This window comes from Paenibacillus sp. 4624 (assembly GCF_050435065.1).
Lineage (GTDB): Bacteria > Bacillota > Bacilli > Paenibacillales > Paenibacillaceae > Paenibacillus > Paenibacillus amylolyticus_D.
Genome location: NZ_JBNDJR010000001.1, coordinates 430,606 through 445,013, shown reverse-complemented (window position 1 = coordinate 445,013; position 14,408 = coordinate 430,606). Strand labels below are relative to the sequence as shown.

Genomic DNA, 14,408 nt, shown 5'->3' with positions numbered 1-14,408 from the left:
GATTCAAGCTGTGTTGTCATAAATCCAGTCCCTGTTTAGCTCATTACCCAGATGCCGCCAGCCCATACGGAAAGAACCGTGATAAACGTTTGATAGACAACATCCATAATCAAATTGCCGATACTGTCCCCATCTGCCTTGCGATTTTTGATCATGACATAAGTATGTGACCACAGACCACTCAAACCATATATGTACATCGTAACCAATACACCGACCCAGAAGTTCCCTTGAAACCAGATTGCCATAATGCCCATAACGCCAAGTCCGACTTGCGAGAATCCATATTTGACCTGAAACGGTCCTCCTGGCCAACCTAGCATTTTGGCTGTCTGTTCTGCTCTAGCAATGTTAACCACGTAACCAATAACACCTACAAGTCCAAATGTAACCACAAACTGATGAAGCAATAACACTCTGCTAATCTCGCTCATTTCGCCAGGGAAACCGAGCATCCAAAGATGAATCGTTCCTGAAATAAGCCCAAATAACCATAGAACCAAAAACCACATCGCTGTTTCACTCCTGCCAATTTGTTATTTTGGAATCATTTGTAACTAAATGAATTAATTTGTAGATAACCACATTATATAATTGCTTTTACATTTGTCAATTCGTACATAATTTTCTATTTTGTCGAAGGTTTTTACATTTTTCTTCTCTTATACGCAATGAATCTATCATACCTAGTTCTATTTAACTTGAAATTATCGGGACTTAAATACCATTTTTACACATAATAAACCAATAAATGTTTCTTTTTTAACACTCCAAAAGAACCACCACTCATTTATTTCAACCTCAAAAAAATTTTAATAACCATTGGTTGATTCTTTTTACCCATATATTCAGATTACTTTAGTCATCTTTAAAAATAATAAAAATTGACAACACTTATTCATGTAACTATTATAGTTACATAGATATACACTTTCGTTTCACACATCCACAGCCACTCCTTGGAAGTGGTATTGCCTTAATACCCCATAGGTGCGCTGTACATACACGATTGTTCAATAGTGACAATGAAGCTGCTAACGATGCAAATGTTGCAAACCACATTTTAGGAGGAAACAAAATGAAATTGTTAGTTACAGGCGCTACAGGTAAACTTGGTTCACTGGTTGTTGACGCGTTGTTGAAGACAAACACTGCAACAGACTTGGCTGTTAGTGTGCGTTCACCTGAAAAAGCAGAAGCATTGCGCTCCCAAGGTGTAGACGTTCGTCAAGGGGATTTCGATCAGCCGGAAACGCTGGAGAAAGCCTTCGCTGGTGTAGATCGGTTACTACTGATCTCCACAGACGGTGATAACGAAACACGTATCCGTCAGCACCAGACTGCTGTTCAAGCTGCCAAAAAAGCAGGTGTCGGTTATATCGCTTATACAAGTGTAGTCAACGCCGAGCATAACCCGCTATCCCTTGCTGAGGTACACCGCAAGACAGAACAAGCAATTCGTGAGTCCGGCATCCCTTATACGTTCCTGCGTAACAATTGGTACCTTGAAAATGAAGCTGGCAGTGTACAAGCCGCAACACATGGTGCTCCTTGGGTACATGCAACGAATGATAGCCAGGTTGGCTGGGCTACTCGACTTGATTATGCTGAAGCAGCTGCTACTGTACTTGCAGGCGAAGGACATGAGAATAAGGTCTATGAATTGTCTGGTAAACTGCGCACACAAGCTGAGCTTGCTGCCATTGCTGGTGAAGTGTTAGAGCAGGAGATTAACGTACAAAATGTCGACGATGCGGCTTATGCGGACATCATGAAAGGTGCAGGTTTGCCTGACTTTGTTGTATCCATGCTGGTTGAAATGCAAAGCGCGATTCGCCAGGGCGCACTGGCTGTCGAGAGCGATGCACTGGAAACATTGCTTGGACGTCCGGCTCAACCGTTAAGCGAAGGTTTTAAAGCCATTTTAGGTAAATAAATTCGTCATGTTGCCATCGCATTAACATACAGGATATAGAAAAAGGGTTGTTCCATACGTCAACAGATGACGGGGAACAGCCCTTTTCGTGTATATTATGAATAGATTCGAACAAACCTTACACATGATTGCTTTCACTAATCCATTAATCTTGCTCAATATAGCGCACAGGGATCACATCAGCCAGCCAAATACTCTCGTTGCCATGGTAAAAAAGAATACCTTCACGTGCGGCCTGCCCGGCCTGAATGCGCAGAATGACAGGCTGATCATCTCGCCTTTGTCCAACTTGACGTGCCGTATCCATATCAGCCGATAGATGCACATACTGCCGTTGCCGTGGTTGCAAACCGTGCTCCATGATGGAGGACACAGCATGTACGGGTGTACCGTGATACAACAATTCGGGAGGTTGTGTAGCTATTTTGGATATTTTTTGCGGTGTGGAATGACCATAAAGTGCACGAATTCGTCCAGCATTGATCTCGTGCCTTTTTTTCTCCGAAACTGCAATCATATGTTCCAGGTCATTTTCTGTTACATTCCGCCACCCCGGGCTTTCGTGCAAAGCGACGAGCAGTTGTGACATCTCTACCCATCCCTCTTCATCCAGCTCAAGCTCGTATTCCCATGGTGCATGTCTCAATGCATAGGAAAGCTCTTTACTTAATTTCATGTAGTCGATGTCTCTCACCTTCTCTCATCTATCCTTGTTGCTGAACTGCCGCCATAATCTCCTGAATGTTACGAGCAAGAGCTTCGTGATCCTCCTGTGTAAACTGGATATGTCCATTAATACCGCGATGAATAATCGTATTCATCACTGGATGAGCCTCTTCATTGGATGCAACACGAATCAGGTCGTCAGCAAAATCAACCGCCTGCTGTTCACTGTAGTTGAATGGCTTGGTCAACATTCGGATGCTCAGTGCATGAGCCTGGGGTTCGGCCAAACGGTCACGATGAGTAATGCTGTATACCGCACCAAAACCAAAAGCGGCAAGCACTTGACGTTGCAGTTCCGTCGTTTCTGCGAGTGGTGTGCCAATCAGTTCGCAGACCTGATCCACCATCTGTTCCAGTTCATGGGCTGCCGCGCCCAAAATAACATCATTCTTATCATCCGTGTTCATAAAATCATTCATATTCACATTCTCCGTTCTGTGCTTTATTCCATGTTGGGGACGGCAGGTGTTTGAAAGCTTCCTGATGAATGCCCGCATGATTCATTGCTTTCCGCAAACGGGTCGCCACTTCCATAAAATAAACATCGGGCAACCGGTCACCAGCGAGCTGTTTCAGTTGATCGTCATTTTCCAGATCGCGATATAATGCACGCAGATCTTCTACTAGTATTTTCTTCATATCTTCCGTTGTAATCCAATGCGACATGCTGCATTCGTTTACAAGCGTCTGCAGCGTTTCATCCACAGCCTGCCTGTCATACAACATGTGCGATACTAAATATTGCAAATCATAGAGATCCTTGAATCTGGGCCTCACAATCGTCTGATGCAGCTTCCAAGCCACTTGAGTGGAGAGCGGTACAGTCCACGGTACTACAAAAGACTCTCCCCGTAACGGCTGATAGTTTAACGGGACAGGCTCCGCATCCAGCTTCAGGTTGAATGAAACGTCGAGAAAAAGCTCGTCCTCATACCGATTCCCTTCACTGGATTCACTCTGAATGGCATAAGCAATATCCGTATTCACTGTCGGAAAGTCCTCGTCCATTGCATAGTCAATCTCACGCCAGAAAGGATTCTCCCGAAAGCTGCGAAAATGAATCCCGTCGTTCAGATCAAGTTCAGTCACCTGAATCATCCAATCCGTAAAAATCTGCTTGGCCTGATCCGCGTGTTCAATCGTACCTTTATACAAAAAATCAATATCCTCTACATGTCGCAAACTTTGGTTCTCCAAATATTGTCTCGTTAACAGGCTGCCTTTCAAAATAAAAGATGAATTGACTAGCGTAGCCCGTTTCAATAGAGCTTCCAATACAACAATCAGTCTCTCTTCTTCATTGAAGCGATGCATCGGTATCTCATTCCCGTTCCCCGTCACAATTCTTCCCCCATTCTTCATCTTAAACGGATCAGGCAGATTCAATCAGATCCAGCCCCGATCCAATTCTTCCCGACTATCATATATACACAGTTCATATTGTTGTTTGAGAAGTTCTATCTGGTTAGATTGCAAAATGGTATGAATCTCTTCCACACTGTCATAAAAGTGATCCGCATGTTCATATTCTCGCACAGTCACAAACCTTATACTGCCATCCTTATGGAGCGAATTACGGGAGATATGTCCCTCTGTCCCCGCAAATATATGCTTCAGCCTATTCACATCTTCGACTTGAACCTTACCATGCCACTCAAAATAAGGTCTGGACTGAGGCACCATCGGTTGTTTAAAAAACCGTTCCTCCCTGGCCGGTATCTCCACTTTGATCCGTACCACAGTAAACCCGTTATTCCTAAACGTTATTGAAATCTCTTCAATGACACGCTGTACATCCTGAAAATACTCGCTATGGACAATGCCCGTAATCATCGGTTGATGGATGTGCTCTCCCTGATCAAGTTCGATCAGGACCGGTTTTACGTTCTCTTCGTCACAGACACGGATAAAAGTTTGCGTTTCTTGCGGGCTCAGGTCACTTAGGGTAACATGAAATTCAAACTCCATTTGTTATAACCCTCTTTCCTCCAACGTGCTTATGCTAAATTAAATTAAATCTACCTTTATTATAGTAAAACCCAAAATAGTAAAAAAACCAAATCTTCTCTGCAGATAGAGTCGATTTGGTCTCATTTAAACACCACAGCTACATACGCAGCACAGTCTTGCTCCACTTTCATTGAAACTCACCACGGTCAGGCCGTCTCATGCTGCTTCTTCGGCTCTGACTCATAGACCTGGGTGTGCTCATTTTTCTCATGCATCCACTCCATCATACCTGGTTTGCGAACCTTCCACACCAAGGCCTGAATGCGAAGCGATCTTCTCACCCAAAACAGAGAGGTACAGCGCTTCTCCGAACGCACCATAAGTCCCCAATGAATTACTCGGGCAAGCCACGGATTGACATATTCATTGTGCTTGCGCACGGATGGCAATTCATCTTGGAATAAACGTTGCTTCACATCCATGGGCGGCTGACCACAAGTCCAGTAATGAAGCAAGGCGGACAGACTATAGATATCTGACATCGGTCCCTGAACCGCTTTCTCGGAATAAAATTCAAGCGGCGAATACCCTTTAGAGGTGAAAATCGCCTGTTTTGCTCCGGTCTGCATCGGCCAGCGCACAGCTGCACCAAAGTCCAGCAATTTGGGCGATCCATCCTCCATCACCATGACATTGGAAGGTTTGACATCCCGGTGGAGAATGCCTTGTTTATGAATATAATCCAGCGTATCCACCAGCGGCAGCAGCGTATCGGTAATAAACTCGGGCTGCAATGCATGGTTACGTTCCTGTAAATAATCGGTCAAGATCATGCCGGTACAATATTCTGTGATCAGATATCCCGTATCATTGGCCTCGAAATGATCCACATATGTAATAATGTGAGGATGGTTAAGAGATGACAACAACTCACCCTCCTGAAGAAATGCAGATAACAGTTCATGGAATTGCCCGCCATATCCTCGGGATGCACAATATACACTGCGCTTATCCGTCTGACGTGCAGCAATCCGATGGGGGAAAAATTCCTTTATAGCGACTTTCGCACCTGTATGCCGATTCCGCCCAACATACACAATCGCTAATTCACTGTTAGTTAATACCTGTCTTACCTGATATGTATCATTCAAAATGACATTGCGTTGCAAAGCCATATTCCAGTTATTTTTTCTCATCCCAAACCTCTTTTCAACCTTGTCGATCGGAAGACTTGCTATATAAGTTGAACTAAAGATTTTACACAGTCCTCTCCGTTAACGTGTAAAAGAGATGTTCAACTTATATAGATGACTGTGTAATTGATCCTTAAACACTTCGCAAAATGAATCAAACCAGTTATCAGTTCATCGCTAACCATCTTTATAAACCATACACCACTGTTTGAAACATTTTTTTCGCGGAAAGTGCAAATTCGTTCAAGCTTCCGTTTTCTATATAAAAGATGTAAGCACTCTTCTATACATAGTATCGACAAAAGGGGCAGTTTCGTTAATTTGTTCGTAAAAATACGAACTGCCCCATGTTCCTATGCTAAGCATTGATGTCATCGTTTTTTATTAACTATTTGATCTTCGAAATACGATGCTTCTAATAGTGCTTATTTAAAAATTGCTGAATCTCCTCATTCATCTCTCTTAGTACATCCTCAGAAGGGAAGTGACCTGTATCATATTTGATCGCCTGTACATTCGGAATAATTTTCTGAGCACGGTCAATACACTTATCCCCTGGGAAAAAGACATCCTTCTCCCCCACTAGAAGTAATGTAGGCGAGGTATAATTTTCAAGTTCTTCTCGCTCTGCGAGTTTGGGCAGATCCTGCTCCAGGCTGACATATTTGAATATTTTGCCGATCAAGTTTTTATCCGCTTCCTTCATACAATGGCATGACAGGTTATCCGTAATCTTTTGCAAAGAAGCTGGCGAAGAAGTCATACGATACTTAACGAGTGGAAGTGTAATATCATGAGCGGTTTTCATTCTGGAGTTGACAGCAAGACCCGCGGGAGCTACCAGTACTGAGCACGCAATACGTTCCGGAATATAAGTAGCTAATCTCAGAATGATGCCGCCGCCAAATGAAGGACCAATGAACGCACTTTGTTCAATATCGTAATGATCCAGCAGATCGGATACCCACATCGCCAAGCTGTCAAAACGAGCTGAAATGCTCGTTTCCTCGCTGTACCCGGGATGGCCAATCGTATCCGGCGCAATAATCCGATAGGATTGAAATAAGGAAGAGAACCAGGACAGGGTCATCGGATTCACACAATTGCCACCCTGAAGAATAAATAACGGCTTACCATCTTCCGGCCCAGTCAGCAACACATGTGTTTTCCCAAAACGTGTCTCCACATACTCTCTTGTAAATCCTTCACCCAGCTCACTCAAATAAATTTCGTATTCTTCCAGAATACTGCTCTTGCCTTCTTCACTTTTATAAATGGAACTCATGTCTGCCTCCTGCAATGTGTACTCATCTCACCTATTCCAGTGATCAAAATCCGGATATTCCCGGCCCAAAAAGATAAAGAGGGCCTGTGAAAAATGACAGGCTCCTCCATATGTGCGACTTATCATATGCTGATGATTATAGAATGGAAATTGGAAATTGTAAATATCGTTTCTAATAGACGAGCTTATCTTTTTTAAACTCAAGTGGAAGTATCACTTCCGACCGTAATCTGCCTTGATCTCGCCCCACTGTTTTGTCTGCCATTTGAGCACTTTATTGGTGTACGTATTCGTGCGAAGCCACTGCTCCGCCCGGTCAATCATTAACCAGATTTCTTCCGTTGAGTTGTCACGTGGCAGTGTTGTCGCAACTTTTTTTTGTTTCAGCCATTTCATCGCATTGACCGAATCGGTGTAGACCGTTTTGTTACTACCTTCTTTTTTGAGATATGCCAGCGCATGCACAATCGCCAGAAATTCCCCCAAATTATTGGTGCCTTTTGATATCGGCCCGACGGAAAAAAGCACCTCACCTGTGCGAGTATCCACACCTTTGTATTCTACTGGTCCTGGGTTGCCTCGTGTGCCTACATCAACAGAGATGCTATCATAGTCTATCTCCTCGGATGTCTCCATCCCGGCACTTCGCCCGCTACTACCGGGTCTCGACTTGGAAGCGCCACCTGCGCTTGAACCCCAGTTCCCCTTCCAGCCAGCACGATAAGCCGCTTCGGCAGCTTCCTTGGACTCATATGATTTATATTTGGCTCCGGCATATTGATCTGTCTGTGCTTTGCACGCCGCCCAAGTATCATATACGCCGGGTTGCTTCCCTTCCCATACCACGTAATATTTCTGCTTTGCCATGCGTAACCGCTCCTTTGTTTACTGCATCAATACCCTATTGTAAACGAAGAAGTGGTTAAAATGAAAGTTTGTTATGGGCCTCAGCGTCAGAACAGAGTATAACCAGAACGGATGAAGTGGGTATACTCCCTCTCATTCCAGAACATTCTAATAAACAGAGTACACACACCGGAAGAGAAAGGATGTTGTGCATGGATTGGATCTGGAAATCCGTCTTACTTGTTCTCATTGGTATGATCCTGCTGCGAATCGCAGGTCGCAAATCGATCTCTCAAATGAGTGTTGCAACAACCGTTATTATGATCTCCATTGGAACAACGATTGTACAGCCGATTGCCAACCATGAATTAGGGAAAGCGATTGGCTCCGCAGCCGTGTTTATTGTAACATTGCTCATCGTAGAGCAACTACAAATGAAATTTAACTTTTTTGAACAGATAATGAGCGGACGCTCCAAGGTCGTTGTGGAGGATGGTAAAGTCATCATTCCGAATCTGAAACGAATGCGGTATACGATGGATCAGCTAGAGATGCATTTAAGACAGGCAGGAATTAATAGTATAGAGGATTTGCAGACAGCCACGGTCGAACCTAACGGGCAACTCGGATATGTCCTGAAACGTCACGCTCGTCCAGTGACCGTTAGCGATCTGGAAGAGATTTTGCGTAATTACACCATTACAACTAAACCTGATACGGTTCAACAGCAAAAGATCAGTAAAAGCCAACCCACAAAGACGAGTACGAATTCGACTGACATTTTCGAAGAGGTCATCAAGGGAGACCACACTCACCCCATTAATCCCAAACTTCAATAAATACACTGCTTGCTTTATAAAAAAAGCGATAATAGATCACACCCTGGTAAGCCATATCTCTATCGCTCAAACCAGGGCGGCCTATATCAATTTGAATGAGTCACTTGACATTAGTTTGATATCAAATTATATTACAAATATGAAAACAAGAGATGCTGTTTCACTTATATCCAAAATTAAAGAGAAAACCAGTCGTTTTATTTTGACCGAAATGGCGGCACAGGGCATTCACGATCTCGCTACATCTCATGGAGATATCATCTACGCACTTTACAATCATCAGCGGTTGACCATGGCGGAGATTGCAAAGAACATTCGCAAAGATAAATCGACGGTAACCGCACTTGTGGATAAATTGGTGCGAACCGGATACGTCGCCAAAGAGCGAGATGCAACTGATTCACGCATCCTCCATGTAGCTTTAACACCCAAAGGCGAAGCATTACAACCGATTTTCGAGAATATTTCACAGCGATTGCTGGACACCTTCTATACGGGCGTTACAGACGATGAGAAAAATGAACTGCTTCGCATTCTGATCAAAATACACGATAACTTTTAATTTTTTTTGGATTAATAGTTTTATATCAAACTAAATTCCCGAGGAGGATTTATATGATAGATTACACACAATATTTACCTGAACATGAGGTAGAGCGAATCGGTAAACATGAACTTCACGTTGAAGTTTACAAGCCAAATCAAGGATCAGGCACGACAACGATGAGCACTCATCCTCCGCTGTTATTGGTTCACGGGGCATACACAGGCAGCTGGATGTGGAGTAAGTATATCCCCCACTTTGTAGAGCATGGATGGACTTGTTATGCAATGAATCTCAGAAGCCACTATAGAAGCCGGGTGATGGACATGACTCAAATATCGGTGGAGAATTATTTGGAGGACATTCGTGAGGTACTGTCTCTGCTTGATGAACCTTTTATAGTGGTGGGCTTCAGCATGGGAGGCATACTCAGCCAAAAGATTGCGGAAACCGCTGACCTGGCAGGTTTAATTATCATCGACACCAGTATCAGCAGAGAAGTTCATGATGCCCTCCCTTACCCCTTGGTGGATCGAATAGAACCAGGAATCATCATGCCCGCACCTTTACGCGAGGAGAACGAAACGATCGATGAAACCTCAGAGGATATCGCTTTTCAACGCCACTATCTGCAAATGGAATCGGCAAAAGCATTTCGAACCTTTTCAGCCCTCTGTGGAGCAAAAGGGCTTTCCATCGATGGGAGTCTGATTACTTGTCCCAGTCTCGTGATTAAAGCTGTGTTGTCTGAGGACGAGGATCAAAGAGGGCAATTAACCGCGAAGCAACTAGGGTCCAGTTATGCCGGGCTTTGGGATACAACACATACAGGTCTGCTTGTGGGTCAGCGATATAAAGAAGCCGTAGATGTGATTCTGGAGTGGCTTGATTCCAATTATTCAGATAAAAAAACGGGATGAGAGAAAAGAGCAACCTCCTTGGAGATTGCTCTTTCTTTTTCTCGTTCCTTACTTCAATAATTCTTAAATTCTTTATGTCCTTAGTTCTTTAGTTCTTATTCTCCATCGGTTTATCTGCTTTAAATAAAAGGTACATTTCCCCTTACTGCTTCGCTCTTTTCTTGATCATATAAATAACTGAGACGATCAGGAACCACACGGGTGTTACAAACAACGCCACTCTTGTATCGTCTGCGAGCGCCAATACAATGACCACAAAGGTCAGAAACACCAGAATGAATATATTGGAAAAAGGATAGAGCGGCAGTCTGAACCGACTTTGACGTGCCAGGTCAGGCTGAGTGCGCTTATATCGCAGATGACAGATCACCATGATTCCCCAGACAAATATAAAACATACCGTTGACACACTGGTAACCAGTGTGAAAACCCCTTCGGGCATGATGTAGTTCAGCACAATCGCGATAAAGATCACAACGGTGGAGAAAAAAAGCGCATTGGCTGGAACCTTTCTATTGTTAACACGCGCAAAGGATTCGGGTGCATTTCGGTCTTTGGCCATGGAATATACCATACGGCTTGTACTGAAAATCGCACTGTTACATGCAGATGCCGCCGATGTCAGCACGACAAAATTAACCACTCCGGCTGCTGCCGCAATACCTACCGCTGCAAATACCTGTACAAACGGGCTTTCCGTTGGCACAATCGCATTCCATGGATAGATGCTCATAATAATCAACAAAGCACCCACATAGAAAAGCAATACCCGAATAGGAATCTGATTAATGGCTTTGGGAATGACTTTTTCCGGATTTTCCGTCTCCCCTGCGGTCAACCCCACCAGTTCCATGCCTACAAACGCAAACACGACCATCTGAAATGAGATGATGAAACCATGCATTCCATTCGGAAACCAGCCCCCGTGGCTCCAGAGGTTAGTAAAGCTTGCAGCACCCTGATCCGTTGTAAAACCTGTAAAGATCATATACAAACCAACCACGATAAGTGCCAGTATAGCGATGACTTTAATCAAGGCAAACCAAAACTCCATCTCCCCAAACAGCTTGACCGTAGCCAAATTCATCCCTAGCAAAATCACCAAGGCAATCAGTCCCGGCATCCATTGTGGTACGTTCGGAAACCAGAACTGCGTGTATAAACCAACAGCAGTAATATCCGCCATCGCGATGGATATCCAGCAGAACCAATACGTCCACCCCGTAATAAACGCCGCCATATTTCCCAGGTAATCACGCACGAAATCCACAAAGGAGTGGTACTGCAGATTGCTCAGCAACAACTCTCCAAGTGCTCTCATAATGAGGAATAATACGACACCTGTAATGATATATGCGAGCAGGATCGATGGGCCGGTGAGTTGAATCGTTTTGCCCGCTCCGAGAAACAACCCTGTTCCGATCGCCCCTCCAATCGCCATTAGCTGCACATGCCTGTTCTTTAATCCTCTTGTCAACGTTTCTTCCTGCATGGTACACCACCACTCTCTTTCTGCGCATGCTCTCTGTGATGCAAAAATAATATACCATCTAATATATAATAATCTTCGCTGAATACCTATCATTACTTTTTGATTATTTTATCATGAAGCAGATTTCAAAACGTGTATGACCACAATTCGCATCGGAGCCAATAGAATGTAAACAAGCTGCCGCCTGTTTGATACAGACAGCAGCTTTGAAGTCCTAACATTTTTTAGTTTCTTGCGGGAATTAATCCCCTCCCTCGTACCATAGCTCCAGCGGCAAACCAACCAGAGATTTGCCAATCCACTCTCTGGCGATGTTGTTGGAGGGACCCATGGCGATGCCTGCACGTGCATCACGGAAGAGGCGTTCAAACACGCCTTTTTTATAACCATAACCTCCGGTAACATCCAGCGCTGCTTTGGTCGCTTTATTAGCAACTTCTGCAGCATGAATTTTGAATTCAACCAGCGGCAGGAACAGCTCGACTTGCGGTCTGCCCTGTGCCTGAAGTTCGTCCAGCTGCCTCGCAAGAGATAACTGCCATGGCTTCAAGCTGGAGATCAGCACCTTCACCTCAGCCAACTGCTGGCGGATGATCTGGTAATCAGCCAAACGCTTGTTAAAGTCCCGATGAACCATACCCTTCACATACTCGGATGCAGCCTCAAGAGCTGCCTCGGCAACTCCAAGCCAGGTGGAGCCCAGGCCAATCAGATATACGGGGGATACACCACTTTCCAGAATTTCGCGTCCCTGTCCCTCCGTACCGAGCTTATCCCTAGCAGCAATCCGGACGCCCTCGTACGTGATCGGGCCACTATGGTTTCCTCGAACACCAAGTGCATCCCATATCCCCGAAGTAATGCCTTCCAGTTGCCCATCGACAAGGAAAAAGCTCACATCTGTTGGAGTTTGTGCTCCTGGCGTGCGGGTCTGGGTTACATAAAAATCAGCTTGTCCCGAACTTGTCGTGAACGACTTTTCGGCATTCAGAATGTAATCATCTCCGTCTCGGGAGGCCTCGCTGAAATTAAACCACCAGTGACCTCCCGAAGCACGCTCGCTAGTAGAGTACGTACCAATGGCCCCATTGCGTACCGGCTTTAGCCAGCGCTTCTTCTGATCCTCATTTCCGTAGAGGGCTATCGTCTGAACGGCTCCAACATGCATGACATACACCAGTGAAGTCGAAGGGCATCCCTTGGCAATTTCTTCTGCCGCAATCGCAAAGGCAACGTGATCCAGGCCGCGTCCGTCGAAGCGCTCGGGAATCAGCACGCCATTCCACCCGGTCTCGGCAAGCGCGGACAGATTCTCACGCGGGAACCGACCCTCACGGTCGATCAGTTCCGCACGTGGTTTAATGACTTCGTCGACAATGCCCCGGATTTCAGCTCTCAATTGCTCATAGTCAGGCTGGGTGTGAATCGTCTTTGCTTGAATACTCATATGTCATCTCTCCTCTAATTAAAATAGGGATTACCCCTCAATAACACGAATACAGATGTACCCATCCATTCCATCTATTAAAATCAATGTTCTGCTCAGGTAGCTGTAACCCGGCTTAGCGCAGCCTCCTTCTCTTTAACCAGCGGGATGACCTTCTCACCGAAAGCCTGAATATCCTCATCGTAATGAAGAAAGCCGATCAGAACGAGGTCTACTCCAATCTTTTTCAACGCAATGATGCGGTCTGCCACCTGCTCGGGAGTACCAATCAAGCCTGTTTTGAACCCGTCATTATATTGCACCAGGTCGTCAAAATTGGAATTCGACCACATTCCCTCCTGTTCAGGGGAGGCTTTGCCTGCAAATTGAACCTGACTGCGAAAACCCTCCACGGCCTCAGGATCAGCATATCGAATAATCTGACGCAGTACCTCCACTGCTTCTTCTTCCGTATCCCGCACGATGGCAAATGCATTGACTCCGAATCGCAGCTTGCGATTATAGGACGCCGCCCGCTCGGTCACATCCTCGATCTGGGAACGGAAACCATCAATGGTATTCCCGTTCATGAAATACCAATCCGAGACTCGTGCAGCCATGTCGCGTGCAGCCGCCGAATTTCCTCCCTGAAACACAGGGGGAACTGCAACCGGTTTGGGTTTGTGTGGCGCTTCATGAATACGGTAAAAGTCACCCTGGTGATTAGCTTTGTCTTGCGTCCACAACTCCTTCAGCACACGAATAAACTCTTCGGAGCGACGATATCGCTCGTTATGGTCCAGCCACGGTTCTCCGAATCCATGAAATTCACCCTTGAACCAGCCGCTGACAATATTTACGGCAACCCGTCCTTGGCTGATATGGTCAATCGTCGTAATCGCTTTTGCTACTGGACCGGGATGCCATAATCCTGGCAATATGGCCGCTATCAGTTTCAAGCGATCTGTAACTACCGCGAGTGCAGAGGCAAGAGCAATGGCTTCCAGTTGATTTTCAGCCCCGTAGCTGGCCATAAATCTGGTTTGCAATAACGCATAATCAAAGCCCGCCTCTTCTGCGATTCTGGCATACCTCGCGTTATCCTCGAATGACCAGCCTGTTTTTTGCGGGATGCTGGAGATAACCAAACCCCCACTTACATTAGGAACCCAATACGCAAATTGCATGGACATCTTAAATCACCTCTTCAATGGAATGAATTATAGTCAAGGGCCAGGACCCTCTCTACCG

15 protein-coding genes are annotated in these 14,408 nt (G+C 45.2%); 4 read left to right on the top strand and 11 right to left on the bottom strand.

Going from position 1 to position 14,408, the window contains the following annotated elements; translation table 11 throughout:
* Positions 1–35: 35 nt before the first annotated feature.
* Positions 36–512: a DUF6790 family protein gene (locus tag ABIE27_RS02085; protein ID WP_240036616.1), complete on the bottom strand. Its 477-nt coding sequence runs from the start codon at positions 510–512 to the stop codon at positions 36–38.
* 566 nt (positions 513–1,078) lie between these two features.
* Between ABIE27_RS02085 and ABIE27_RS02080 the strand changes: the two genes are divergently transcribed.
* Positions 1,079–1,936 (top strand): SDR family oxidoreductase, encoded by an 858-nt coding sequence (locus ABIE27_RS02080; protein ID WP_123062641.1) that lies wholly within the window; start codon positions 1,079–1,081, stop codon positions 1,934–1,936.
* A 145-nt stretch (positions 1,937–2,081) separates the two neighbouring features.
* Here ABIE27_RS02080 and ABIE27_RS02075 read toward each other — a convergent pair whose 3' ends face one another.
* The 7 genes from ABIE27_RS02075 to rnhA all read right to left on the bottom strand — a co-directional run bounded on the left by ABIE27_RS02075 (position 2,082) and on the right by rnhA (position 7,957).
* On the bottom strand, positions 2,082–2,621 hold the full coding sequence (locus tag ABIE27_RS02075) for an RNA 2'-phosphotransferase (protein ID WP_123062870.1): 540 nt from the start codon (positions 2,619–2,621) through the stop codon (positions 2,082–2,084).
* Between the two features lie 19 nt (positions 2,622–2,640).
* Entirely contained in the window at positions 2,641–3,081 is a 441-nt protein-coding gene (imm48, locus tag ABIE27_RS02070; RefSeq protein ID WP_123062642.1) for an Imm48 family immunity protein, read from the bottom strand.
* Positions 3,074–4,003: a nucleotidyl transferase AbiEii/AbiGii toxin family protein gene (locus tag ABIE27_RS02065; protein WP_429349835.1), complete on the bottom strand. Its 930-nt coding sequence runs from the start codon at positions 4,001–4,003 to the stop codon at positions 3,074–3,076. The genes imm48 and ABIE27_RS02065 overlap by 8 nt, the downstream gene beginning before the upstream one ends.
* 45 nt (positions 4,004–4,048) lie before the next feature.
* Complete coding sequence (locus ABIE27_RS02060) at positions 4,049–4,630, bottom strand: hypothetical protein (protein WP_123062643.1); 582 nt, start codon at positions 4,628–4,630, stop codon at positions 4,049–4,051.
* Positions 4,631–4,818: 188 nt separating this feature from the next.
* Complete coding sequence (locus ABIE27_RS02055) at positions 4,819–5,808, bottom strand: serine/threonine protein kinase (RefSeq protein ID WP_123062644.1); 990 nt, start codon at positions 5,806–5,808, stop codon at positions 4,819–4,821.
* 412 nt (positions 5,809–6,220) lie between these two features.
* Positions 6,221–7,090: an alpha/beta fold hydrolase gene (locus ABIE27_RS02050; RefSeq protein ID WP_123062645.1), complete on the bottom strand. Its 870-nt coding sequence runs from the start codon at positions 7,088–7,090 to the stop codon at positions 6,221–6,223.
* 213 nt (positions 7,091–7,303) lie between these two features.
* The gene (gene rnhA / locus ABIE27_RS02045) at positions 7,304–7,957 is read right to left on the bottom strand and encodes a ribonuclease H (protein WP_123062646.1); all 654 of its coding nucleotides are present in this window, start codon (positions 7,955–7,957) and stop codon (positions 7,304–7,306) included.
* Positions 7,958–8,148: 191 nt separating this feature from the next.
* Between rnhA and ABIE27_RS02040 the strand changes: the two genes are divergently transcribed.
* From ABIE27_RS02040 to ABIE27_RS02030, 3 genes are all read left to right on the top strand, one after another.
* Complete coding sequence (locus ABIE27_RS02040; RefSeq protein WP_240036618.1) at positions 8,149–8,775, top strand: DUF421 domain-containing protein; 627 nt, start codon at positions 8,149–8,151, stop codon at positions 8,773–8,775.
* 139 nt (positions 8,776–8,914) lie between these two features.
* Entirely contained in the window at positions 8,915–9,337 is a 423-nt protein-coding gene (locus tag ABIE27_RS02035; protein WP_123062873.1) for a MarR family winged helix-turn-helix transcriptional regulator, read from the top strand.
* Between the two features lie 53 nt (positions 9,338–9,390).
* Positions 9,391–10,239 carry an alpha/beta fold hydrolase gene (locus ABIE27_RS02030; RefSeq protein WP_123062647.1) on the top strand — a complete coding sequence of 283 codons (849 nt, stop codon included), beginning with the start codon at positions 9,391–9,393 and terminating at the stop codon, positions 10,237–10,239.
* Between the two features lie 142 nt (positions 10,240–10,381).
* On the opposite strand, the gene ABIE27_RS02025 is transcribed toward ABIE27_RS02030, so the two are convergent.
* The 3 genes from ABIE27_RS02025 to sfnG form a co-directional block, all read right to left on the bottom strand.
* Positions 10,382–11,731, bottom strand: coding sequence for an amino acid permease (locus ABIE27_RS02025; protein WP_123062648.1), 1,350 nt, complete (start codon positions 11,729–11,731; stop codon positions 10,382–10,384).
* A 241-nt stretch (positions 11,732–11,972) separates the two neighbouring features.
* The gene (locus ABIE27_RS02020; RefSeq protein WP_429349834.1) at positions 11,973–13,178 is read right to left on the bottom strand and encodes an acyl-CoA dehydrogenase family protein; all 1,206 of its coding nucleotides are present in this window, start codon (positions 13,176–13,178) and stop codon (positions 11,973–11,975) included.
* 95 nt (positions 13,179–13,273) lie between these two features.
* Positions 13,274–14,350 carry a dimethylsulfone monooxygenase SfnG gene (sfnG, locus tag ABIE27_RS02015; protein ID WP_123062650.1) on the bottom strand — a complete coding sequence of 359 codons (1,077 nt, stop codon included), beginning with the start codon at positions 14,348–14,350 and terminating at the stop codon, positions 13,274–13,276.
* Between the last annotated feature and the right edge of the window lie 58 nt (positions 14,351–14,408).